The organism is Bacteroides sp. GM023 (assembly GCF_014750685.1).
Classification (GTDB): Bacteria; Bacteroidota; Bacteroidia; order Bacteroidales; family Bacteroidaceae; genus Bacteroides.
Window position 1 is genome coordinate 195527 of the sequence record NZ_JAAXGE010000007.1, and the last position, 24603, is coordinate 220129.

Annotated in this window: 18 protein-coding genes and 1 pseudogene; 8 read left to right on the forward strand and 11 right to left on the reverse strand. The window is 41.7% G+C overall.

What is annotated here, in order from left to right:
- Positions 1 to 42: 42 nt before the first annotated feature.
- The 4 genes from HC965_RS16235 to HC965_RS16250 form a co-directional block, all read right to left on the reverse strand.
- Positions 43 to 1626: a SusD/RagB family nutrient-binding outer membrane lipoprotein gene (locus HC965_RS16235; protein WP_191032436.1), complete on the reverse strand. Its 1584-nt coding sequence runs from the start codon at positions 1624 to 1626 to the stop codon at positions 43 to 45.
- A gap of 17 nt (positions 1627 to 1643) precedes the next feature.
- Positions 1644 to 4784: a SusC/RagA family TonB-linked outer membrane protein gene (locus HC965_RS16240; protein WP_191032437.1), complete on the reverse strand. Its 3141-nt coding sequence runs from the start codon at positions 4782 to 4784 to the stop codon at positions 1644 to 1646.
- A gap of 90 nt (positions 4785 to 4874) precedes the next feature.
- Positions 4875 to 5948 (reverse strand): family 16 glycosylhydrolase, encoded by a 1074-nt coding sequence (locus HC965_RS16245; protein WP_191032438.1) that lies wholly within the window; start codon positions 5946 to 5948, stop codon positions 4875 to 4877.
- A 285-nt stretch (positions 5949 to 6233) separates the two neighbouring features.
- Positions 6234 to 7406: a DNA-binding transcriptional regulator gene (locus tag HC965_RS16250; RefSeq protein WP_191032439.1), complete on the reverse strand. Its 1173-nt coding sequence runs from the start codon at positions 7404 to 7406 to the stop codon at positions 6234 to 6236.
- 232 nt (positions 7407 to 7638) lie between these two features.
- Here HC965_RS16250 and HC965_RS16255 point away from each other — a divergent pair, with 232 nt between their 5' ends.
- The 3 genes from HC965_RS16255 to HC965_RS16265 all read left to right on the forward strand — a co-directional run bounded on the left by HC965_RS16255 (position 7639) and on the right by HC965_RS16265 (position 10362).
- Positions 7639 to 8142 carry an HU family DNA-binding protein gene (locus tag HC965_RS16255; RefSeq protein WP_191032440.1) on the forward strand — a complete coding sequence of 168 codons (504 nt, stop codon included), beginning with the start codon at positions 7639 to 7641 and terminating at the stop codon, positions 8140 to 8142.
- 103 nt (positions 8143 to 8245) lie between these two features.
- Positions 8246 to 9787 carry a glycine--tRNA ligase gene (locus HC965_RS16260; protein ID WP_191032441.1) on the forward strand — a complete coding sequence of 514 codons (1542 nt, stop codon included), beginning with the start codon at positions 8246 to 8248 and terminating at the stop codon, positions 9785 to 9787.
- 11 nt (positions 9788 to 9798) lie between these two features.
- Entirely contained in the window at positions 9799 to 10362 is a 564-nt protein-coding gene (locus HC965_RS16265; RefSeq protein WP_191032442.1) for an FKBP-type peptidyl-prolyl cis-trans isomerase, read from the forward strand.
- A gap of 133 nt (positions 10363 to 10495) precedes the next feature.
- Here HC965_RS16265 and HC965_RS16270 read toward each other — a convergent pair whose 3' ends face one another.
- The 7 genes and pseudogenes from HC965_RS16270 to HC965_RS16300 form a co-directional block, all read right to left on the reverse strand.
- Positions 10496 to 11401, reverse strand: a complete 906-nt coding sequence (locus HC965_RS16270) for a hypothetical protein (protein ID WP_191032443.1) — start codon at positions 11399 to 11401, stop codon at positions 10496 to 10498.
- A gap of 27 nt (positions 11402 to 11428) precedes the next feature.
- Positions 11429 to 12451 carry a thioredoxin domain-containing protein gene (locus HC965_RS16275; protein WP_223854921.1) on the reverse strand — a complete coding sequence of 341 codons (1023 nt, stop codon included), beginning with the start codon at positions 12449 to 12451 and terminating at the stop codon, positions 11429 to 11431.
- 8 nt (positions 12452 to 12459) lie between these two features.
- Positions 12460 to 12834, reverse strand: a complete 375-nt coding sequence (locus HC965_RS16280; RefSeq protein ID WP_191032444.1) for a DUF3244 domain-containing protein — start codon at positions 12832 to 12834, stop codon at positions 12460 to 12462.
- Between the two features lie 161 nt (positions 12835 to 12995).
- A complete protein-coding gene (locus HC965_RS16285; protein WP_191032445.1) occupies positions 12996 to 14552 on the reverse strand; it encodes a tetratricopeptide repeat protein in 1557 nt (518 codons plus the stop codon).
- Between the two features lie 192 nt (positions 14553 to 14744).
- Positions 14745 to 14873: pseudogene (locus HC965_RS16290) on the reverse strand (LacI family transcriptional regulator); the annotation flags it as partial.
- A gap of 12 nt (positions 14874 to 14885) precedes the next feature.
- Entirely contained in the window at positions 14886 to 16205 is a 1320-nt protein-coding gene (locus HC965_RS16295; RefSeq protein WP_191032446.1) for an ATP-binding protein, read from the reverse strand.
- A 115-nt stretch (positions 16206 to 16320) separates the two neighbouring features.
- A complete protein-coding gene (locus HC965_RS16300; RefSeq protein ID WP_191032447.1) occupies positions 16321 to 17352 on the reverse strand; it encodes a LacI family DNA-binding transcriptional regulator in 1032 nt (343 codons plus the stop codon).
- Between the two features lie 178 nt (positions 17353 to 17530).
- On the opposite strand from HC965_RS16300, the gene HC965_RS16305 reads away from it, so the two are divergent.
- The 5 genes from HC965_RS16305 (at position 17531) to xyl3A (ending at position 24480) form a co-directional block, all read left to right on the forward strand.
- Positions 17531 to 18463 carry an aldo/keto reductase gene (locus HC965_RS16305; protein WP_191032448.1) on the forward strand — a complete coding sequence of 311 codons (933 nt, stop codon included), beginning with the start codon at positions 17531 to 17533 and terminating at the stop codon, positions 18461 to 18463.
- A gap of 15 nt (positions 18464 to 18478) precedes the next feature.
- Positions 18479 to 19402, forward strand: coding sequence for an amidohydrolase (locus HC965_RS16310; protein ID WP_191032449.1), 924 nt, complete (start codon positions 18479 to 18481; stop codon positions 19400 to 19402).
- Between the two features lie 18 nt (positions 19403 to 19420).
- Complete coding sequence (gene fucP / locus HC965_RS16315) at positions 19421 to 20686, forward strand: L-fucose:H+ symporter permease (RefSeq protein WP_191032450.1); 1266 nt, start codon at positions 19421 to 19423, stop codon at positions 20684 to 20686.
- A gap of 24 nt (positions 20687 to 20710) precedes the next feature.
- On the forward strand, positions 20711 to 21727 hold the full coding sequence (locus tag HC965_RS16320; RefSeq protein ID WP_191032451.1) for a zinc-binding alcohol dehydrogenase family protein: 1017 nt from the start codon (positions 20711 to 20713) through the stop codon (positions 21725 to 21727).
- A 167-nt stretch (positions 21728 to 21894) separates the two neighbouring features.
- The gene (gene xyl3A, locus HC965_RS16325; RefSeq protein WP_191032452.1) at positions 21895 to 24480 is read left to right on the forward strand and encodes a xylan 1,4-beta-xylosidase; all 2586 of its coding nucleotides are present in this window, start codon (positions 21895 to 21897) and stop codon (positions 24478 to 24480) included.
- Positions 24481 to 24603: the final 123 nt, after the last annotated feature.

Here is a 24603-nt window from a genome sequence, read left to right on the forward strand (position 1 = left end):
TTCCTGGTTTGATATTCTTATAAATCTTCAGTCTCATTTTTATTATTTGTCCCACCACATACGTTTTGTCCAGTCGTCCGTACCGCCCATGCGTTCGAGGGCAGCTTCCAGATTAGCCTTGTTTTTGGTCTGTTCTTCTATCGGATACATCATGCGGGCAGGACGTTTTCCGTTAGACTCATTCTCCGTAGGGGCGAGGTTCTTGAACATGACATATTTGCTCGGCATTTCAGTGCGGCGGATGTTCGACCATGCTTCAATCGGGTCGAGGATGTAGAGTATCCATAATTGCTTGTTTATTTCCTCTAACGCTCCGGTAGTTCCGGCATCCAACAACACAGCTTGTTTATCTACAAACGTATTGATTTGCGCATCTGTTGGCAGAGTGGCTCCGAACAGTTCCCATTGTTTGATTGCCGCTTTCAAGCCCTTCTTATAATGTTCTTTGGCACTTTCAGCCGATACGTTCCACTGGCGGACAGCCGCTTCGGCTAAATAAAATTCGGTTTCCGCATAGCTGAGATGAATATATGGAGAACCCGGATTAGTCAATAGTTTGGATGGCTGCATCTTTTGATAATTATGAGTGACGCTTACATCTTTTCCGTCAACCGTGAGCGTTAATGCCGCCGACCATGCATTATAAATAAAGTCCTGTGCGGGAACTCCCTGATAGGCTCCTAACTTTTCATATACTTGCGTGGTTATATCTACGCGGTCACCGTCGGTATAAGCGCCCCCTATATATACGGTACGCGGGTCGTTAACGGAAGTCAGCGCATCCAGCAGTTCGGTAGTCATGCGGTAATTACTGTGTTGCGGGTCTTCCAGCAATTGGTTGGCGAATCCGTTCCCCGGTCCTTCTTCCAGTCTGCTGGCTTCGTGCTCCACATAGCAGATGTCCTGGCTGGAGTTCATAACTCCTGCTTCGTAGGCAGCCTTGGCTTCCTGCTGTGCGAGTGTCGGGTTTACTTTCAGAAGCCGCATGGAGATACGCAGCCACAGAGAATTGGCAAAACGTCTCCACTTCTCTATGTCGCCGTTGAAATAAAGGTCATTCTGAGGCGCTATGGCTGCCGGGGTTAGTTGGGCGGAAGCCTCACGCAGTTCTTTCAGAAAATCCATGTAAATATCTTCCTGTTTGTCATACTTCGGCTTTACAATATTTTCCTGATAGACTTTACCTGCTTCAAAGTAAGGAATATCGCCGTAATAATCGGTCAGCTTCAGGAAAGCTTCCACTTTCAGGATACGGCCGATGGCATTCAGGTTGGTTTCTTCCGGGTTGTCGGCGGTCTGGTCTATCAGGGCGACAGCGGTTTTGATAATTTCCGGATAATAGATTGTCCAAAGACGTTCCATGTAGTCGACACGCTTTTTGCACTTTCCACCATACTCCTGCATACTCCAACCGCCAATCCAGTGGTTGACAAACGCTCCTGGAAAAATCATATAGCGGAGAGTGCTCTGCAAATATTGTGAATGAGTCAATTGTATGGTAGGTACCAGCAAATGGGAAGAGATGCTGGTTGCCTTGGTCGGATTTTCATTCAACTCTGTGAGGTCGGCACAACTGCACAGGCAGAAGAAGCAGACAATTAGGAAATTCCATTTTATTCTTTTCATATTCGGTGTGCGTTATATTAGAATTTAACATTAATGCCGAATCCGAAGGTGCGGCGTGAAGGTAGCGAGCCATACTCAAATCCTTGACCATTGCCGTTATTATAAGAAGATTCCGGATCTATATTGTCGACATTGGAATAGATTAACAATAGATTACGCCCGTAAGCAGAGAGGGTTATCGACTCGATAGGAGTGTGTACGAACCATTTCTTGGGACAGGTGTAAGAGAGTGATATTTCGCGTAGCTTAACGAATGAATTATCGTAGATGAACGGTTCAGGAGAAGTCGTTTGCAGTGCCTGCCAGTATTTCGCAGGATCTACACATACATTATTGGGCACATACATCATTTCGCCATCGTCATTCTTTATTGCCATCACTCCTTTACCCACATAACCGCCGGTAGCAATCCAGTTTCCTGCCGGAACACCTGCCGATTGCCGTTTTTGCTCGGAACTATACCATTCCTGGCGTCCTTCCAACGTTTCTTTCGACGTACCGTTTACGTGAGACTGCATAGCACTCATGGAATAAATATCCGCACCGAATTTCATATCGAACAATACACTCATCGAGAGATTTTTGTAAGTGAACGCATTGCGGAAACCCAGCGTGAAATCATAGTTGCCATTTCCTAAAACGGAAACCTTGTCGTCGAACGTGGGCAGCCCGTTTTCAAAAATAACATCTCCTTTTTCCGTACGTTTCAGTTTCTTGCCAACAATAACGCCATAAGGCTGTCCTTCGCTGGCATAGATGGAAGCGTTTGCCCAACGGGCGGAAGCCAGTTCGAAGTCTTTTACTTCATCATGCAGTTTTACCACTTCATTATAGTTTTTCGCGAAGTTGACGCTGGCATCCCATGTGAAATTCTTCGTTTTTACGGGGACAAACGAGAGAGAAGCCTCGATACCTTTGTTCGCTATTTCACCGGCATTGATAACGGCACGTTTGTATCCGGTAGCTTGTGACAATGGAAGAGACAGAATCTGGTCTTTGGTCGTCTGTTGATAGTAAGTCAGATCCAATCCTAAGCGGTTGTCAAAGAAGCGTACGTCCAATCCTACTTCGAACGAATAAGTAGAGGTCGGTTTCAGATTGGCGTTGGGTACGGAACCGGATGCTATGTACCCCAGGGATGTACCTTTGTTGGTATATGCTTTCAGACCGTATTCCAATTGCAACTGATAGGGACTTGTATCACCGCCCACTTTCGCCCACGAACCGCGTATCTTACCGAATGTCAGCCAGTCTTTGTGTTCAAAGAGGTTGGAGAATATCAAACTTCCCGATACGGAAGGATAGAAATAAGAACGGTTGCTGGCACTTAATGTAGAAGACACGTCGTTGCGGAAAGTAGCATCGATATAGATCAGTTCCTTATATCCCAGACTTACCTGTCCGAATAGGGAACGTACTGCCTTGCGCACCAATGCGTGTTCTGTCTCTATGCTGGAGTAATTGGTAATATCCTGCAGGTCGGGTATCACTTGTGACTGTCCCGTTTGTATCATTGATTCATACTCGTAACGCATGACATTGCCGCCGGCAAAAGCCGAAACATCAAAATCTTTGAAACGTTTCTGGAAACGAAGCATCATTTCGAAGTTGTATTGCATCACGTTGTTGGTCATTTCTTTCATCAAGCCGTCCACGAAACCGGGAGTGTATATGGGAGTGAAGTCCGTAAACCGGAACGTATAAGAATCCAGCCCTGCCTTGAAACTGGCTTGCAGACAGTCCATAAAGGAATAATAGACACGTCCTTGACCCATCAGACGGTCGCGTTTCGATTTATTGGTCATTTCATTGATTACCCAGTAAGGATTGATACGGTATTTGTCCCCGTTCCAATCGTTGTAGCGTCCGGCTTCGTCTTTGTAGTTGGCTGCCAGCCATTTCTGGTCGAAGTTCGGAGCGATACCGATCAGGGCATTACCTATATTGCTGGGACTGTCGGACAATGCCGGACGGTTCTTTACAGTCTCGTAGCTATAAGTACCTTGTGCTTCTACGGTCAGGCGTTTGGTCATTTTGGCACTTCCCTTGAAAGAAACACTTGTACGGTTCAAGTCCGATTCGGGAACGATGTCCCAGTTGCGCATATCCGATATGGATACACGGAAAGATGTGTTATCATTGGTCTTGTTGAAAGCTACGGCATTGGTCGTTGTGATACCGGTACGGAAAAAACTCAATATGTTATTGTTTACATTTCCGTAGTTGCGCAGTTCTCCGTTATAGATGTTGGCTTCCAGGCTCGGATCCAGTTTGCCACCCCAAGACACTTGCGACGTATTCGAGGCTGTCTCTGGGGACATGGGCGGACGGCCGTCGCGTCCCTGTCCGTAGACACGCTGGTAATCGTCGAAGTTGCTTAACAGTTTTACGATACTGAGATTGGATGAAAATTCCACTCCGATTCCCTTCTTCTTGCCGGCGGACTTGGTCGTGATAAGTACGACGCCATTGGAAGCTCTTGAACCGTAGAGTGCGGATGCCGAAGGACCTTTCAGGATAGAGATGTTTTCAATGTCATCCGGATTGAGAGAGGAAAGCACATCGCCGTAGTCGTATCCGCCCCATTTTCCGGCTCCTTCCAGTTCGGTATTGTCTACCGGCATACCATCGATGACATACAACGGTTGGTTGGAACCGCTCAACTGTGAATTACCACGTATGATGACGCGTGTGGAACCTGAAGGACCTGCTGTGGTGGAGGAAATATCGACGCCTGCCACTTTACCGGAGATGGCAGACATCACATTCTGCTCGTTACCGGCAGTCAGTGTTTCGTTATTTACTGAAGATACGGCATATCCCAAAGCTTTCGCTTCCCGTTTGATGCCGAGTGCCGTGACCACTACTTCGTCTATTTTTACTGTATTCTCTTCCAGGATTATTGTTAGTGTGGACTTTCCCTCCACCTTGACTTCCGTAGATTTCATACCTATATAGCTGACGTGGAGCGTGGCGTTGCGTGAAGATGCCTTAATGCTGAAATTACCGTTTATATCCGAGATTACTCCGATATTATTGGCTTTATCCTGAATGGTGGCGCCGATAATGGGTTCTTTGTCTGCTCCGATCACTTTGCCGGACACCGTGAACTGGCTTTGGGCAAATACTGTCAGGCTGAAGCAGCATATATATACCATTAGAAAAAAACTCCTTAGGAAAATTCTTCTTTCGGACGAATGGAATGAATGAATTGAGTTTTTCACTTTTGTATCTTTTAGGGTTAGTAATTAGTTCTTTTTGAAAATACGTACATAGTCAATTTCCATTTCCAGAGGAAATTTATCCAGGTCTATGCCATACCGGCTTCCCCAGGTTCCGCCGACGGAGACATTTATAATCAGATACAGCTCGCTGTTGAAAGGCCAGAAGCGGGGATTGTCTTTTTGCGACGGAGTGAAACTCAGGTACACATTTGACGGGTCGTCTACATAAAACTCCACTTTATCGTCTGTCCAGTTCATTCCGTAGATATGGAAACTGGTTTCTACATCGTTCACCATGATGGTGCCGGACGAAACGTTTGTTTCTTCTTTCGGATCGGCAAGTGTCGCGGTAGTGTGAGCAGTGCCATGAATCTTATTCTTTTCATAGGCTACATATTCCATCATATCCAACTCTGAATAGCAAGGGTATGCGTTTTTACCATAAAACCAGATAGCGGGAACAGTACCTTTTACTCCGGGCACTTTGGCGCGTACTTCCACACGTCCCCGGTTGATTTCTATCTTTCCTTTCGTCATGATACGTGCAGAAGTGAAATCCCCTTTCTCTTCTCCGGTTTTCCCGTCTAACTTCAGGGCTCTTATCACTAACTTCCCGTCTCTGATAAAGGAGTTTTCCGAACTGCTTGTATAGTTTTGCTTTTCGCTATTGCCCCATCCTTCAGTACCTATATCATAATTCCAGGCCATTTTGTCGAGAGTGTAGGAGGTGAATTCATCATTCCACCAGAGCTGTTCGCCTTTCTGATGGTAGTAAGAATCGTTCTCCACCGTAATTGTCTTGGTAATCGAGCCTTTCTGCGAATTCCACTCACTTGTCAGGGTGACTTCATACGTTCCTTTCTGTTCGAAATAGCATACTACGCTTCTACCTGTCAATCGTAAGTTCTTGCTGGGAATAGACCATTCGAATGATGCGTCTTTTGCATCCCCGTCCGTAATGGCTGTCAGGGTGACAAAGTTGGAATTGTTTTCCATTTGTATGGTCTGGAAAGATAGAGGTAGCGTATTTCCCGCGTCAGAGTCATTGCACGCAAAACATAGAAACAGCATGCATACATAAATTATACCTTTATTCATAATCTGCACATTTAAATTAGTGATTCATAATATTATTCTAATTGGTGAAAATGGAAATATAGTTTTTCAGACGTCTTCTATATCTGCAAAAGTATGGGTATTTTTAATCTATTTACGCACAATTTGCGCAATTGAATCTTCATTTTGCGCAAGATTGCGTGGTGATTGTGTTAAAACAATAAATAAAGTACGGGATGACGGTTCAGGTGAATCTCAAAAAACAGTGTAATGGCTTCTTCGAAAGGTGCAATCTAATAAAAGTGGGAGTTCGCTTCTTATTCTTTTTTATTCTATCGTCGAACTTCCCACATTATGTATTATCAAATTTCGTTTTTGGCGATATTCGATAGGCGAACAACCTTTGTATTTCTTGAATACACGCGAGGTGTTATTATAATCTTTGAAACCTACTTCTATGGCTAAATCGCTCAGTGGGCGATCTGTCGTAAGTAGCAAGTCCGCAAGATGGTTGCATCGGCAAGTCAGGATGTACTGATAGATAGAAGTATTCAGCGCATTCTTGAATTTCATTTCGAAGTTCCTGCGTGACAATGGAATGTTTGCAAGCAAAGATTCTATTGTCAGGTCGGAATTATAATGGGTATCGATGTATTTCACGGCTGCCAGGATATGAGGGTCTTTGATATTGTGTTTCTCCGTAGATTGCCGCAATTCGATGCGGATAGGGTTGATGACAATATTGAAAGTGCCTTCGTGTTCCTTTTTTATTTGTTGATGGATAAGTCTGCCGATGGAGTATCCGCCTCTTTCTACTTCGAGCTCTATGGACGAGATAGGAGGGTCGGAGATATTACACATCAGTTCATCATTGTCCACACCCAGTAAAGCAACTTCTTCGGGAATACGGATATTGGTCATTCGGCAAGTTTCCGAAATGAACAGGGCATGCGCGTCATCGCAGCAGAATAGGGCGACAGGCTTGGGGAGTTGCTGTAACCATTGACTCACTTCCATTCTTATTTCGTCTTCCTGTTTATCAGATTCGAAACTGAAAAACTCACCGCCAATGCGTTTTACTTCCTGGCGGTAGCCTTGGCAGCGTTCATCTGACCAGACTACTCCTTTCACACCAAAATAAGCGAAGTTGCGAAACATTCTTTTGGCAAAGAATTGGGCTGCCATTCTTCCTGTTCCTTTATAATCGCCTGTTAAGTTAGAGTAAGTGACGCTTCGATGATGATAGTTTTGTAGTACGACGGGTATATTCAGTTCTTTCTGTAAGTCTATTGTATCGTTATTCCATTGCCCGATGATGGCATCGGCTTGCCATTCTTTCGCCCATTTCAAAATTCCTTGCTCCCCATACATGGCACTATAATAGGAAGGGAGCCGGTAGAAAAGCCAGGGGCCGTTTTCTTTCGAGTATTGGACAAGCCCCCGCAGCAGCTTCCTGTCGAACTCGCTGGAATAGTCTATCAGTAGAAGGATCTTAATCATAGTCTAATGTTTTTCTTTAGTATCATGAAAGGATGCACAAATATAGAAGAATTCCTTTGTTTTCCTACAATAAAGAATTAATTTTGTTGCAGCCAACATTTGTATGACACCCGGGTCTCATTACCACTGACACCCGGGTGTTGGTATGCTTGATACCCGGGTCTCAAGGGTGTTGACACCCGGGTGTCAGGTAGAACGGAAGTATAAACGAAAAAAGAAAGGAGTATAGACGATGGCAGTGCCTTATGTAGTGAGAAAAAAAGCCGATTTAACGTCGGGAGAGAGAAAAGAATTATGGTATGGTGTACCTAAAAGACTGATTGACCCGATTCGGAATAGGGAATTTGCCGAGTACATGGAAAAAAGAAGCGGATTTCATCGAGGGCAGATAGATGGCATCTTGACGGAAATGGTCGATGCTATCCGTAGCCTGTTGGCTATCGGACAACCGGTTACTATCGAAGGACTCGGAACGTTTCATACGGCATTGACCAGTCCGGGATTTGAACGCCCCGAACAGGTAACTCCGGGTAAAGTATCCGTTTCACGCGTCTATTTCGTGGCTTGTCCTGAATTTAGCCGGCAAGTGAAAAAGATGAAATGCACGCGTATTCCTTTTAACCTGTATATGCCGGAAAGTATGCTGACCAAAGAAATGAAGAAGGCGGATAGGGAACAAGAGTTGGCGGAATATAATATGGAAGGGTCAAAAATGGATGAAGAAGTTCAGGAATAAGATAAATTAATACCCTCGCTGTCTTATTTATGAGATAAATCCCTATCTTTGTGGCACTTTTTACGAAAAAAGGAAAATCAAATTAATAGATATAGAAAAGAAAATGGCACAAGAAGACGTTTTTAAGAAGCTTGTATCGCATTGCAAAGAGTACGGTTTCGTATTTCCTTCAAGCGATATCTACGACGGACTAGGCGCTGTGTATGACTATGGTCAGATGGGCGTTGAATTGAAAAACAACATTAAGAAATATTGGTGGGACAGCATGGTGCTGTTGCACGAAAACATTGTCGGTATCGACTCTGCCATCTTTATGCACCCTACTATTTGGAAGGCTTCCGGACACGTAGACGCATTCAATGACCCTTTGATTGACAATAAAGATTCTAAAAAACGTTATCGTGCTGACGTACTGATTGAAGATCAGTTGGCTAAGTATGATGATAAAATCAATAAGGAGGTAGCGAAAGCTGCCAAGAGATTCGGTGAAACGTTCGATGAGGCTCAATTCCGTTCTACTAACGGACGTGTGCTGGAACATCAGGCAAAGCGTGAAGCTCTTCACACTCGTTTTGCAAAGGCGCTGAATGATAACAATCTGGATGAACTCCGCCAAATCATCGTTGACGAAGAAATCGTATGTCCTATTTCCGGTACTAAGAACTGGACAGAAGTTCGTCAGTTCAACTTGATGTTCTCTACTGAAATGGGTTCTACTTCAGACGGTGCAATGAAGATTTATCTCCGTCCGGAAACTGCTCAGGGTATTTTCGTAAACTACCTGAATGTACAGAAAACAGGTCGTATGAAAGTTCCTTTCGGTATTGCTCAGATTGGTAAGGCTTTCCGTAACGAGATTGTTGCCCGTCAGTTCATCTTCCGTATGCGTGAGTTTGAACAGATGGAAATGCAGTTCTTCGTAAAACCGGGAACTGAACTCGAATGGTTCAAGAAATGGAAAGAAATCCGTCTGAAATGGCATAAGGCTTTGGGCTTTGGTGATGGCAGCTATCGTTATCATGACCATGATAAATTGGCTCATTACGCAAATGCGGCTACTGACATTGAATTCCTGATGCCGTTCGGATTCAAGGAAGTGGAAGGTATCCACTCCCGTACTAACTTCGACTTGTCTCAACACGAGAAATTCTCAGGAAAGAGCATTAAATACTTTGATCCTGAATTGAACGAGTCATATACTCCGTATGTAGTTGAAACTTCTATCGGTGTTGACCGTATGTTCCTTAGCATCATGAGCGCATCTTATTGCGAAGAGCAACTGGAAAATGGTGAAAGCCGTGTTGTTCTGAAATTACCTGCTGCCTTGGCACCGGTGAAACTGGCTGTTATGCCGTTGGTAAAGAAAGATGGTCTGCCTGAAAAAGCTCGTGAGGTTATCGACGCTTTGAAATTCCACTTCCATTGCCAATATGATGAAAAAGATAGTATCGGCAAGCGTTATCGCCGCCAGGATGCTATTGGTACTCCGTTCTGTGTAACAGTCGATCATCAGACATTAGAAGATAACTGTGTGACATTGCGTAACCGCGATACTATGCAGCAAGAGCGTGTCGCTATCTCTGAACTGAATAATATTATTGCAGACAGAGTAAGCATCACTTCTCTATTGAAAACTTTACAATAAACCTTTGACGAATGAGTAAAAAGATCTATTTATTCTCCTTAGTATTGATTGCCTTGGCGTTTACTGCTTGTAGTGAAACGGAGGAAGCTAGTAAATTTGATAACTGGAGGGCACGTAACGAAGCTTTCATGGATTCTTTGCAAACAGTATATGATACTGCGCCGGATCATGGTGGATTAGATTATATCCTTCCAGAGAAGAACAAGAATGTAAAAATTTTCTATAAAAAGAAAATAGCTAAAGATACAGGTAATAGCCCTTTATATACAGAAACGGTTACAGCCTATTATCGTGGTTATTATATATTTGGTGAAAAGTTCGACGAAAACTTTTCAGGTGTTGATCCTGATGTGAATTTTGATCAACCAGCTACATTCTCGGTGCAGAATTTTTATACTACTGCTGCTGTATCAGGTTGGGCGGATATACTACAGAATATGAAAGTTGGCGAGCGTTGGATGACTTATATTCCGTGGCAGGTTGCTTATGGTAGTTCTGATAAGGATGCAATACCTGCTTATTCAACTTTACTCTTTGATATTCAATTACAATCAATAGTGGAAGAAGATAAATGATAAATTTTCTTAGAAAGAGATATTGATAGATATAAACAGTAGATACAAATATTATAGAATGTATCTACTGTTTATTTTTATGTAACTTTTTTTGTAATAGTGTTCCAATCAACCTTATTTGTAAATGAGGGTATTATTGAAGAGTATATCTAGTATTTCTATCAACAGTAATGTTTCTAAAAGTTTCTCCTTTGTTTAACATACGAGTTTCTGTACCGATAGTATTTATTCGGTGTAACCATACCCTTGCTGTATTAGCATTACTACCATTTTCATCATCAATGAACAGTGAAGGGGGAGTTACTTCTGGAGCGCTCCAAGGTTTACCTCTTAATACTTTGTATTTTATACCTAAAGGTTGAGCTGGATTGTCACTAAATCTCCAGCAAAACTCTGTATTTTTGTCGAATTTAGATACTCCTGTAGATGCTAATCCTCCATTGTCTACAATATGGTTCTTATTATTATGATCTTCGTTATCATGATGTCTTAATATAATATCTACATTTCCTTCTCTACGATTCCATGTGTAATTATATAAAAGTAAAGTTCCGCCACCATAATCACCAGCAGGAACTAAACAAAAATGAAATGTCACATTTCCATTCCCATCTACTCGTGTTGCCCCGATATCACCTGTCGATTTTGTATCACCGCCATCTTCGCAATCCATATCATATACAAATTCACGGTATCCTCCACAATTATCAACTTTAAAAACTCCGACCATATTTGCAACACTAGCGTAAGCTTTAGCTTCACTTCTTACCTTACCATAATTAGAAACTCTAGCTTCTTCTGCTGCTTTTTCTAAGGCATTAATTAGCCATGGTTCTGCATCCGTTTCTTCTTGTGTTGTCGGAGTCGATTCATCTTTTTCCTTTTTCAATTCATCAAAAGAATATCCCTTCAATACAAGTTCGTAGTCATTGGTCATGTTTGCCAATTCTTCTTCATTTGTGCCCATATTTTGCAGTTCTTCATCTGAAGAACAAGAAGCAAAGAAAGCACAGAAACATAAAAAGATAATTTTCTTCATAATACATTTTTTTAATAGTGAATACTGTTATTTTGAGAGCTCTTCATCAATAAGGTGGCAGATTTCTTCTTTAGAATCTGAATTAACAATTAGTCGTCCATTGATAATAATGGTTGGAGTAGCATATACGCCAAGAAGGACTAATTGATTAATTGTATTCTCGATTGATTTTTTTCCATTATCATCTGCGATATCTTTTTGTAATTTGTTTATATCCATAGACATATTATGTGCAATTTTGAATACGGCGGTAGAGTCAATATACCCTTTATATGCATATAGTGAATCTTGAAATTCCCAAAAACGGTTTTGTTTATTGGCAGCATCACTTGCTATTTCGGCAAATGTTGGCATTGTTGAATAATGGATATATCCAAACTTTACTTTTTCTTTGTAATCTTCATATATTGAGTTATAAAGAGGGTGAGCTTTGATACATGATTCACAATCAAAATCAGATATTATGGCAACAGAAACTTTTGACTGTAAGTCACCTCTATAATAAGCATGTAAGTTATTTAGGTTGATTGATGGGCTTTTGGGTGGATAGAGATATTGAACTATTTTTTTATTCCTTTTTAGAGAGTCTAGTAAGTCATTGACAATAGCTCCTTTTAAATGAAATGAACGTGTGGCTTTACCAGTAGGAGAATCTACAGTTACGCTATATATACTTTTTTCTCGAAATTCTGTAATTGATTCTAGCCTGTACCGTTTTAAAAGAGAATCTATTCCGAACTGCCCTATTTGAGTGTTTGTATAATCGTCTATGTATTCTTGATAAGTCATCTGTTTCTTATCAGCTTCTTTCTGTAAAAGTTTGACGTTTATCAGTTGTTCAAGGGCTTTTCTTTTAATCTCATGAATTCTACAGAGTTCATCATAAAGTTCTTGCTTTATAATTGTATTGATTTCATTAGCGTATATAACTTCTCCATCAAATTCAGCTATAATGTCTTTTGTGGCATTTGCTGAATTTGTTGGGGAATTGCAAGAGGCATAGAATAATATTATCAGCATTGCTGATATACAGTATAAGGTCAGTTTCATAATATGAGTCAATCTATGGTGAACACTCCTGTAATGAACCATGAAGGAGAGGAAATCTCAAGAGTGTATTCTATGTTTTTATCTTCTCCAAATAAGTCTACATATCTTACTTTTTCCAGGGATATAACTTTTTCATGGTATATTGTTTCCCCTGTCGCGGAATTGATAATTGTTATTGTTGCATCTTTTACCGGATACTCAAATTCGATTTCCAATAATGCATTGCTGATATAAACCTGTATTGGGTCTAAATGATGTGTAGAACGATGTTCTATTTTCTGCTTCACTTTCATCTTAATTTGTTTTCTTGTGTCTGATGGCATTGAAAAGATAAAACTGGAGCAAATAGCCATGAAGATAAATAAAAGTAAGTTTCGTTTCATAATAGTTTTATTGTTATTGATTTTCAGCAAATATACACTGGTTATCTATGTGAATCAATAACATAAAATAACAATATAACTATATGTGTATATTGTTAATCAGTATGTTATGTAATATTTATAACAAAAAACTAATAGTGATAACAGAAATAGATGTCTATTTATTTGGTCTCGAAAATAATGGAGAAAGTTTGGTCTGATAATTGCTTTTTTATGCGATATTTCCTTTGGGTCAGTGCAGATTGACTTCCTGCTTTCATGCAAATTCTGATTGTATCATTAGATAATCGAAGATAATTAAGTACACAATAATAGAGGTCATCTTGTGTCAGATTGGGGTATTGTTCTAACAACTCCTGCATAGCTTCGATGAAGGTTTCCTTTATTTCCTGATAAATAAAGGATGCTTCTTCTTGAGATATTTCTTTCTCTTTTTTAGTCTTGGATGTTTCTATTGATTGAATTCGCTTATAGGACGTAGTTGTTTTATATAGACGCATGCATATCTGGAGAGTTTGATACCATAGCTCTGTTCTTTTATTTAGTATATCTGTATATTTCTGTTCATTGATTTCATTTGTTTGAGCTAGCGTTTGTATTTCCTCTTTTAATAAGGCTTTCTCAGCTTGGTTTTTTATAAGTAATTGCTGCCAATGAATATATGTTCTCTTATTATGATTACTAATATACATTAGTGTGCCAATAAAAAGGAACACTGTAATTAATACGCCTATGAAAAGTATTAATTTCGTTTTTTGTGATTGCTTTTTTATTTGTTGCTCGTATATTTCTGTTGAATGATTTTTTATGAGTTTGCTAATCTCTGTATGATGAATTATATTTTGTATGGAATCATAATAGATTATGGCAGTATCATTGTATGAAATAGCCTGTTCTAAGTTTTTTCTTTCCTTACAGATTTCATATAAAGTTTGATAAATAGAGGCTTTGGTGTATATATCAGCGTTGATGCTGGCTCGGGAAAAATAGTAGATTGCAGAGTCTGTTTCTTCTAAATTGTAGAATATAGTTCCTTTCCAAAAGTATGTTGGAGATAAGTTTATGTTGGAAGGAGCATATTTTAATGCAAGTTCTATTTGCTTCTTGGCTTCTATATGCATTCCTTGACTGTCATACACTTTTGCTATATCACAGAACAGGGCATTCTCCCACAATGAATCTTTAATAGATTGCGCTATTGATAGGGATTTCTGATAATAGGATAATGCTTTTTCTTCTTCATCTTGTATTGCATAAATACTACCTAGTCCACGGGTGGCGTGCAAAATTCCATATTTATCTTTTATTCTTATTGCTGCTGAGTAGGATTCTTTATACGTTTTTATAGCTTGCAGATAAAACTCCTGACTTTCATAGCACGAAGCCAGATTGTTGTAGATTTGCAATAATAGAGTTTGGTTAGGGGATACTGTTTTTAATGCTGATAAATAGGCCTCTGTTGCTTTTACATATTCTTCATTGTCTTGATATACCCTTCCAAGATAATAGTATGCTTTTGTTTTTAGATTATTATCGTTATTATCTTTATAATAGTTAGTTGCTATTAATATTAGAGAATCACTATGATGGGAACTGAGATTTTTGTCTAAGGCTTCTGTCAGAAGCAGTGCATACATGGCTTTTGCCGATTTGTTCGGCATCTTCTTGATAGATAGTTTTTCTAATATAATTAATGCACTGTCAGAATGATTACCCATCAATGAGTCTGCTAGCCGAAGTTGAGGAATAATGTTTGAATTATGGCATGCGTTAGAGATAATGCAGAGTATAATAATTAGTATGGTTATATAGTTTGGTCGCATAGTATCCTGTTTTTACAAAGGTAAGCATTTATAAACAAATAGCAGAAGCATTTGTCTATAAAAACTCATTAGAAAAAGAAATAGCTTTTATTTCTTTATACTACTCTCTCTAATCTGCAAATGAGTAGGAATCATCACCTGTCTGACAGTTTTATCTCCTTTAATCTGCTCAATCAACAACTGGCAGGCTGCTTCTCCCATTTTGTGTTGTTGGTAAAGAAAGATTCCTTACATATCTTGCATAGAAAGTTTATCTATAGACAGACTATATTTTTTCAACTCTTTTTCTGCCTCCAACAAGTTTTCAACTTTCTTTTCTAATAGTGTTCGACTATACCGGGAGGCATCTCTTTTTATTTCATAAATAGCAGCGGTTTTATCAATTTCGTTCATAACTATCAGGTCAATTTCGTTTTCTCCTTTCCGATTCCAATACATACCGATATGAGTATACATTCCTGATTGCATGAACTTATCACGGAAATAGCGTTCCAGCATTATTCCTGAGAATACTTCATAGTCTCGGCGAATGATATTTTCCACAAGTTTTAATGCTCCGGATTCTATATAGCTCTGATAACGATAGATAAACCGAAACCAAAAAGTAAGGAAATTGTCAGCAATACAATACCTTACTTGCTTGGAACTTTCCTTTGAGAACATAGGCCGTTTCTTACTGATTAGAGAGTAGTATTTCTCCAGTCTACTTAAATAACCACCAATCTCAGCTTTACCTAACCGGTTTTCAATTTCTCCACGTGTGTAATCTCCTCCTGCTATACATTCTAGTATGGAGAAATAGATGGAATAGTCCGGGCCGAACTCTTCGATAAGCAAGTTCTTTCCTTCATTCAGAAATGGAGAGTTGACTCGTGTCAACAATGTTATCATTTTATCTTTAGTATAAGCTTTGTTAGTCATAAACAAGTTGACATACCAAGCAATTCCTCCTGTGAAGGCGTAGAGTGCTAATAGATCTTCCGATTGGAATGATGGATGGTAATCTCCCAATATCTCTTTAAGTACTTCCACTTTGAAAGGCTGTAGATGTATCATTTGACCTGCACGAGAGAAAAGGGGCTCTTTACGATCTTCGAATATTTGATGCATCAAAGAATAGATGGAACCACTAACGATTAGATTGACTTTGGATGTGCCTTTATTTAGGTCCCATTCATGTTGTATCTCACTGAATATGGCGGGATTGGCACGTTGGAAATCCTGAAACTCATCTATGATAAGGCTAAACGGTCGTTCGGCAGATATGATAAGTAGGTGTCGAAATAGCTTTGAGAAAGATGTATAACTGCCAATGGGTACTCCTAGCTTGTTTTCCGCTTCATATATAAAATCCTGACATAGTAAGGCTTCTGCTTTACGAGCTACAAAGAAATAGAGGGTTAAGCTGCCAGCAGTGCATTGTAATGCCAATTGTGTTTTTCCAATACGTCTTCTTCCGAATAAGACGGTCATTTGTGACTCTTGTAGAGATGCCTCACGGATATTGTTTAGCAATTCTTGTTCTTCTTCACGATTATAAAATTTCATGGTAACATCATTCTTTTGAGTTAGCTTAGTGGATGATTATCGTAACCGTCATTACCGTAATGTCGGTTACGATAATGCAAATATAGCTTTTTGTTTTGTTTCTTCTGTATAAAGTTTAAGATAAATTCGTCTTGTTCTTTATACTACTCTCCCTAATCTGCAAATGAGTAGGAATCATCACCTGTTTGACCGTTTTATCTCCTTTAATCTGCTCAATCAGCAACTGGCAGGCTGCTTCTCCCATTTTATACGTCTGATGGGATACTGCTGATAATTTAGGTTCTACATAATTAGCGTGCTGTTCATCCGTATATCCGATAATGGCAACATCATCCGGTATGCGAAGACCGTGGCTTTTGATAACTTCCATGGCTGCAAAAGCCAATGTGTCATTCATCGCAAGGATGGCATCGGGCGGTTGGGGGAGAGACAGTAACGTTTCTGTTGCAATCTTGCCTTCTTCATAATCAATCTTCCGGCAAACAACCAATTCTTTTTCGATAGGAATCCGATTCTCGCGCAATGCTTCCAAATAACCGTGTTTTCTTCTTTTTACAATATCCAGGTGGTTGGCTCCGCCGATAAAGGCTACCCGTTTGCTGCCATTATCCAATAAATGCTGCGTAGCCATTTGTGCGGATTGTACCCCGTCCGCTACGACCGATGAGAATTGCTCTGTCAGGCAAACACGGTCAAAAAGGATTAAAGGCATATTGATGTCTTTCAAGGCGGATAAATGAGAATAATCTGTCGTTTCTTGGGATAGGCAGGCAATAATGCCTTCCACACGCATATTGACCAAATTCTCAATGTTCCGCTTTTCATGCTCGTAAGATTCGTGTGATGTGGTGATAATCACAAAGTATCCGTTGGCGATAGCCATGTTTTCTATCCCGTTCAGGATAGAAGCAAAGAAATGGGTAACAATATCAGGAACTATCACACCGATAATGCGCGGAGCATTTTTCCGTAAACTCATGGCAAAAGGGTTGGGACGATAATTCATCTCTTTGGCTAGTTCCTTTGCCTTGGCACAAAGTTCACGACTGATTTCAGGGCTGTCTTTCAACGCCCTGGATACAGTGGGAATCGAGACACCCAATGCTTGGGCAATATCTTTGAGTGAAGTATGTTTCCGGTATTCCATTTAAAGGTCTCTGACTTTGAATCTTTTACAAAGAAAGCACATTTCCGGATAAATAAAAGCATTGGAAGCAATATTTTTTACGTAAACCGTTACGTTGCTTTTTACGCTCTCCTCTGTCCGACGACAATCATTCCTGACCTATTTTTGTCGCATACAAAACTATTTAAAACCCAAAAGTATGCAATACCATGAAATCGGAAAGACAGGGATGAAAGTTTCATCTCTTAGTTTCGGAGCTTCTTCCTTAGGAGGAGTTTTCCATGATTTGAAAGAGAAAGAAGGGATTCAGGCAGTGTCTACTGCTATTGAATCAGGAATGAATTTTATAGATGTTTCTCCTTATTACGGACACTATAAAGCGGAAACGGTATTGGGAAAAGCGTTGAAGGAACTTCCTCGCGACCGCTATTATCTCTCTACCAAAGTGGGACGTTATGGAAAAGATGGTGTAAACCTGTGGGATTATTCCGCCAAGCGTGCAACTGAAAGTGTATATGAGAGTATGGAACGCTTGAACATAGACTTTATCGATTTGATAAATGTGCACGATGTTGAATTTGCTGATTTGAATCAGGTTGTTAATGAGACGCTGCCTGCTTTGGTAGAACTGCGTGAAAAAGGAGTGGTAGGTCATGTTGGAATCACCGACCTGCAACTGGAAAATTTGAAATGGGTCATCGACCATTCCCCAAGCGGTACGGTTGAATCTGTACTTAGTTTCTGTCATTATTGCCTGTGTGATGATAAGTTAGCGGACTTCCTGGATTATTTTGAATCTAAAGAAATTGGTGTCATCAATGCTTCTCCACTTTCAATGGGATTGTTGAGCGAACGGGGTGTTCCCGCCTGGCATCCGGCTCCGAAACCACTGGTAGAAGCTTGTCGCAAAGCCATGGAACATTGCAAGGCGAAAAACTATCCGATAGAGAAACTGGCAATGCAATTCTCTGTCAGCAATCCCCGTATTGCTACCACTCTGTTCAGTACGACCAATCCTGAAAATGTGAAAAAGAATATCGCTTTCATCGAAGAACCGATTGATTGGGAACTCGTTCGGGAAGTGCAGGATATTATCGGAGAACAGAAACGCGTAAGCTGGGCAAACTCATAAAACGAGATCTTTTGTATGGAATACACAATTATTGATGCACACGCCCATCTGTGGTTACGACAGGATACTGTTGTGGACGGACTGCCAATCCGAACTTTGGAGAATGGACGTTCGGAGTTTATGGGAGAAATTCGGCAGATGGTTCCGCCTTTTATGATAGACGGAGTGAATAGCGCGGAAGTCTTCCTATCGAATATGGACTATGCTCAAGTGGGAGCGGCTGTTATCACCCAAGAGTTTATCGACGGTATTCAGAACGACTACCTGTCGGAAGTTGTCTCCCGTTATCCCAACCGTTTCTTAGTCTGCGGAATGTGCGAGTTTCGCAAACCGGGATTTTTGGAGCAGGCGAAAGAACTTATAGCAAAGGGTTTCAAAGCTATAAAAATTCCCGCCCAACGCCTGTTGTTAAAAGAAGGACGGGTGATGCTGAATAATGAGGAAATGATGCAGATGTTTCATTATATGGAAGAACGGAATGTGATGCTCTCTGTCGACTTGGCTGACGGAGCAACACAAGTGCCTGAAATGGAAGAGATTATTCAGGAATGTTCCCGGTTAAAAATAGCTGTCGGACATTTCGGAATGGTGACACGTCCCGACTGGAAAGAACAAATCCGCCTGGCACGCCATCCTAATGTAATGATTGAATCCGGTGGAATCACCTGGCTTTTCAATGACGAATTCTATCCTTTCAAAGGAGCGGTAAAAGCGATTCGTGAAGCCGCGGATTTAGTTGGCATGGAAAAACTGATGTGGGGTTCGGATTATCCGCGTACCATTACAGCCATCACCTACAAGATGTCTTATGATTTTGTGCTGAAGTCTACTGAACTGACGGAAAATGAAAAGAGACTTTTCCTGGGAGAAAATGCAAGGGACTTCTATGGATTCACCGACCTTCCGGTACTTCCCTATATCAAAAACATGTCTGAATAAGAAGAATACAACTATACCATGAAAAAAAATACATATACAATACCTTTAGCACTGGTCTTTAGCCTGTTCTTTCTGTGGGCGATAAGCAGTAACCTGCTTCCTACCATGATTCGGCAATTGATGAAGACTTGCGAACTGAATACCTTCGAAGCTTCTTTTACGGAAACGGCCTATTGGCTTGCCTATTTCATCTTTCCCATCCCGATAGCCATGTTTATGAAACGTTACAGCTATAAGGCAGGGATTATCTTCGGATTGATATTGGCAGCTATCGGTGGTTTGCTTTTCTTTCCGGCGGCTATCCTGAAAGAGTATTGGGCTTACCTTTGCATCTTCTTCATTATCGCCACCGGAATGTGTTTCCTGGAAACAGCCGCCAATCCGTATGTCACCGTTTTAGGAGCTCCCGAAACAGCTCCCCGCCGACTGAACCTCGCCCAATCTTTCAATGGGCTCGGTGCTTTCATCGCCGCCATGTTCCTGAGCAAGCTCATTCTTAGCGGAACTCATTATACACGCGAAACTCTCCCGGTAGATTATCCGGGTGGTTGGCAAGCCTATATCCAACTGGAAACGGATGCCATGAAACTTCCCTACCTGATATTGGCTTTACTGCTTATCGCAATAGCCATTGTCTTTGTTTTCTCCAAACTACCGAAGATTGGAGATGAAGGCGCCGCAACTTCTTCGGAAAAATTGGATAAAAAAGAAAAGCTGATTGATTTTGGCGTATTGAAACATTCGCATCTGCGTTGGGGAGTTATTGCGCAATTCTTTTATAATGGCGGACAGACGGCTATCAACAGTCTTTTCCTCGTATATTGCTGTACGTATGCCGGACTGCCCGAAGATACGGCGACTACCTTCTTCGGATTGTATATGCTCGCCTTTCTTTTAGGACGCTGGATAGGTACGGGATTGATGGTGAAATTTCGTCCGCAGGATATGCTCTTGATCTATGCCCTGATGAATATTCTTCTGTGCGGAGTGGTCATGATATGGGGCGGAATGGTCGGACTGTATGCGATGCTGGCTATCTCTTTCTTTATGTCCATCATGTATCCTACACAGTTCTCCCTGGCTTTGAAAGGATTGGGAAATCAGACAAAGAGCGGTTCGGCTTTTCTTGTCATGGCGATTGTCGGCAATGCCTGCCTTCCGCAGTTGACGGCTTATTTCATGCATGCGAATGAGCATATCTATTATATGGCTTATTGCGTGCCGATGATTTGCTTTGTCTTCTGTGCCTATTACGGCTGGAAAGGCTATAAAGTAATCGATTAATAAATTTATAATCAAACATATCAAATGAAAGCAGTTCAAATTGTCAACCCCTTCGAAATGAAGGTGGTTGAACTGGAAAAACCGACCGTTGGAGCCGGTGAAGTATTAGTAAGAATCAAGTATGTAGGCTTTTGCGGGTCGGACTTGAACACGTTTTTGGGCAAAAATCCGATGGTGAAATTACCCGTGATACCGGGACATGAAGTAGGAGCGGTGATTGAGGAAATCGGTCACGATGTTCCGGCAGGTTTCGAAAAAGGAATGAATGTGACGCTGAATCCGTATACCAATTGCGGTAAATGCGCTTCCTGTCGTAATGGCCGTGTCAATGCCTGCGAACATAATGAAACATTAGGTGTACAACGCAATGGAGTGATGTGCGAATATGCCGTATTGCCTTGGACGAAGATTATTCCCGCAGGCAATATCTCCTCCCGTGATTGTGCGTTGATTGAACCGATGAGTGTCGGCTTCCATGCAGTATCGCGCGCCCAGGTTATTGACAACGAATACGTAATGGTGATTGGCTGCGGTATGATTGGCATAGGAGCGATAGTACGTGCCGCCCTGCGCGGTGCAACAGTGATTGCTGTCGATTTGGACGATGAGAAACTGGAACTGGCAAAAAAAGTCGGTGCATCCTACGTGGTTAACTCTAAAACAGAGAATGTACACGAACGGATACAGGAAATCACGGAAGGATTGGGAGCCGATGTCGTGATTGAAGCGGTCGGCAGTCCGGTCACTTATGTGATGGCGGTAGACGAAGTCGGATTCACCGGACGTGTGGTTTGTATCGGTTATGCCAAGAGCGAAGTCGCTTTTCAAACGAAACTTTTCGTTCAGAAAGAACTGGATATCCGTGGTTCGAGAAATGCATTGCCGGCAGATTTCCGCGCGGTAATCAATTATATGAAAGAAGGTAACTGCCCGGTAGAAGAATTAATCTCGAAGATAGCCAAACCGGAAGCTGCTTTGGATGCCATGCAAGAATGGACAGCTAATCCGGGAAAAGTATTCCGTATTTTGGTGGAATTCTAAGATTCTGTCTATAAGGATGATAATAAAGGTGAAAGGTTTTATACCTTTCATCTTTTTTTATGCGCAAATGTAACGTGAATGATAGTCTTTGATACGCAGAAGTATGTATGGTTAAGTGAAATGGGTTAACTTTGCGCAGAAACATGATAACCTATAAATATAGTAGAATGAATACAAAACTAAAATTTACACTTGGACTTTGCGGCCTTTGCCTGCTTTTTTCCTGCGCTCAAAAACTACCTTACCAAGACACTTCTTTATCGGCAGAACAACGGGCTGAAGATTTATTGCCCCGATTGACTTTGGAAGAGAAAGTGTCATTAATGCAGAATTCATCGCCTGCTATTCCGCGACTGGGAATCAAAGAGTATGACTGGTGGAACGAAGCACTGCACGGCGTAGGACGTGCCGGACTGGCTACTGTCTTTCCACAGGCTATCGGTATGGGTGCTTCTTTCAATGATTCGCTATTATATGAGGTTTTCAATGCTACATCCGACGAAGCCCGCGTGAAATCACGTATCTTCAGTGAAGAAGGTCTTTTGAAACGCTATCAGGGATTAACCTTCTGGACACCGAATGTCAATATCTTCCGTGACCCTCGTTGGGGACGCGGTCAGGAGACATATGGTGAAGACCCCTATCTGACAGGACAAATGGGAGTTGCCGTTGTCCGTGGCCTGCAAGGGACAGAAGACGGCAAGTATGACAAACTACACGCCTGTGCCAAACATTATGCCGTTCATTCCGGTCCGGAATGGAACCGTCACAGCTTTGATGCGGAAAATATCGACCCTCGTGATTTGTGGGAAACCTATTTGCCCGCTTTTAAGGATTTGGTGCAGAAAGCAGATGTCAAAGAAGTAATGTGTGCCTACAATCGCTTTGAAGGAGAGCCATGTTGTGGCAGCAATCGTCTGTTGATGCAGATTCTGCGGGACGAATGGGGATATAAAGGCATTGTTGTCTCCGACTGCGGAGCAATCTCCGACTTCTACCGCCCGGGAACACACGGAACCCACCCAGACAAGGAACATGCTTCGGCAGGCGCTGTGATTTCAGGTACAGACCTGGAATGTGGTGGCGAATATGCTTCCCTGACGGAAGCCGTGAAAGCCGGACTGATTGATGAAAAACAAATAGATGTTTCACTGAAACGCCTGTTGACTGCACGTTTCGAACTGGGAGAAATGGACGAAAAGCCTGCCTGGTCTGAAATCCCTTCATCCGTATTGAATAGTAAGGAACACCAGGCACTGGCTCTGCGTATGGCCCGTGAATCATTGGTACTCCTACAGAATAAAAACAATATCCTGCCATTGAATACCAATCTGAAAGTGGCTGTCATGGGACCGAATGTCAATGACTCCGTGATGCAATGGGGAAACTACAATGGCATACCTGCACATACGGTCACTTTACTGGAAGCTGTACGTGCTAAACTTCCGGAAGGGCAAATAATCTACGAACCGGGTTGTGACCGCACCAACAGGACAGCGCTTCAAAGCCTGTTTGATGAATGTAGTATCAATGGAAAACCCGGTTTTGCAGCAGAATATTGGAACAATCGTAATCAGGAAGGTGACGTTGTTGCTACCGACCAAATTTCCACCCCGTTCCATTTTGCAACAACAGGAGCTACCACGTTTGCTCCCGGTGTGGAACTAACTGATTTCTCAGCTCGTTATGAATCCGTATTCCGTCCTTCAAAGTCGGGTAATGTTGATTTCCGTTTCCAACTGGATGGCGAAGTGGTACTTACTATCGACGGTGAACAAGTCGCTCAAAAAGCATACGTGAAGAACCCGACGAATCTCTATACATTGCAGGCAAAAGCCGGAAAAGAATATCGTGTCGAAATCCAGTTTAAACAACGGAACGAAAGAGCAACGCTCGACTTTGACTTAGGCAGAGAAGTAAATGTCAACCTGAACACCGCCGTAGAAAAAGTGAAAGATGCTGATATCATTCTCTTTGCCGGTGGAATCTCCCCAAGTCTGGAAGGAGAGGAAATGCCGGTTACTATCCCCGGATTTAAGGGTGGTGACCGTACGGACATCGAACTTCCGGCTGTTCAACGCGACTTATTGAAAGCCTTGCAGAAAGCAGGAAAGAAGATTATCTTCATCAATTATTCCGGTTCGGCTATGGGATTAGTGCCGGAAGCAGGTATCTGTGACGCTATTTTGCAAGCATGGTATCCGGGACAAGCCGGCGGAACGGCTATCGTAGATGTACTGTTCGGAGATTATAACCCAGCAGGACGTCTGCCGGTAACCTTCTATAAGGATGCCGGTCAGTTGCCCGATTTTGAAGATTACTCAATGAAAGGACGTACCTATCGCTATATGCAGCAAGAACCGCTTTTCCCGTTCGGACATGGTTTGACTTATACTACATTTACTTATGACGAGGCTAATTTAAGTAAGAATACAATAGGAGACGGAGAAACTGTTACATTGACTATTCCGGTAAGAAATGCCGGACAGCGGGACGGGGACGAAGTGGTTCAGGTTTATCTGAGATGTATGGCAGATAAAGAAGGTCCTCGCTATACATTGCGTGCTTTCAAACGCGTTCATATTCCGGCAGGTGAAACTAAACAGGTGACAATCCCCCTTACAAATGAAAGTTTTGAATGGTTTGATACGGCGACTAACACGATACATCCGCTGCAGGGTACTTACGAACTGCTGTATGGAGGATCTTCTGATAAGAATAAGTTGAAAACGATTGTAATGAACGTACAGTAATACCGCTTTTGGATTTTGTTTATTTTTACAGATAGACAATCCGGATTTATTTATTGAATGAATAAAGAAAGAACGACCTTGTTCCTTTAAAAGGAACGGGTCGTTTCTTTTAAACCAAGACCC

Coding starts and splice junctions, on each gene's coding strand:
- HC965_RS16235 (WP_191032436.1), bottom strand. CDS start 1,626: ATGAAAAGAATAAAATGGAATTTCCTAATTGTCTGCTTCTTCTGCCTG.
- HC965_RS16265 (WP_191032442.1), top strand. CDS start 9,799: ATGAGTAAAAAGATCTATTTATTCTCCTTAGTATTGATTGCCTTGGCG.
- HC965_RS16320 (WP_191032451.1), top strand. CDS start 20,711: ATGAAAGCAGTTCAAATTGTCAACCCCTTCGAAATGAAGGTGGTTGAA.
- HC965_RS16255 (WP_191032440.1), top strand. CDS start 7,639: ATGGCAGTGCCTTATGTAGTGAGAAAAAAAGCCGATTTAACGTCGGGA.
- HC965_RS16310 (WP_191032449.1), top strand. CDS start 18,479: ATGGAATACACAATTATTGATGCACACGCCCATCTGTGGTTACGACAG.
- HC965_RS16285 (WP_191032445.1), bottom strand. CDS start 14,552: ATGGGTAATCATTCTGACAGTGCATTAATTATATTAGAAAAACTATCT.
- HC965_RS16275 (WP_223854921.1), bottom strand. CDS start 12,451: ATGAAACTGACCTTATACTGTATATCAGCAATGCTGATAATATTATTC.
- HC965_RS16280 (WP_191032444.1), bottom strand. CDS start 12,834: ATGAAACGAAACTTACTTTTATTTATCTTCATGGCTATTTGCTCCAGT.
- fucP (WP_191032450.1), top strand. CDS start 19,421: ATGAAAAAAAATACATATACAATACCTTTAGCACTGGTCTTTAGCCTG.
- HC965_RS16295 (WP_191032446.1), bottom strand. CDS start 16,205: ATGAAATTTTATAATCGTGAAGAAGAACAAGAATTGCTAAACAATATC.
- HC965_RS16260 (WP_191032441.1), top strand. CDS start 8,246: ATGGCACAAGAAGACGTTTTTAAGAAGCTTGTATCGCATTGCAAAGAG.
- HC965_RS16270 (WP_191032443.1), bottom strand. CDS start 11,401: ATGAAGAAAATTATCTTTTTATGTTTCTGTGCTTTCTTTGCTTCTTGT.
- HC965_RS16300 (WP_191032447.1), bottom strand. CDS start 17,352: ATGGAATACCGGAAACATACTTCACTCAAAGATATTGCCCAAGCATTG.
- xyl3A (WP_191032452.1), top strand. CDS start 21,895: ATGAATACAAAACTAAAATTTACACTTGGACTTTGCGGCCTTTGCCTG.
- HC965_RS16245 (WP_191032438.1), bottom strand. CDS start 5,948: ATGAATAAAGGTATAATTTATGTATGCATGCTGTTTCTATGTTTTGCG.
- HC965_RS16305 (WP_191032448.1), top strand. CDS start 17,531: ATGCAATACCATGAAATCGGAAAGACAGGGATGAAAGTTTCATCTCTT.
- HC965_RS16240 (WP_191032437.1), bottom strand. CDS start 4,784: ATGGTATATATATGCTGCTTCAGCCTGACAGTATTTGCCCAAAGCCAG.
- HC965_RS16250 (WP_191032439.1), bottom strand. CDS start 7,406: ATGATTAAGATCCTTCTACTGATAGACTATTCCAGCGAGTTCGACAGG.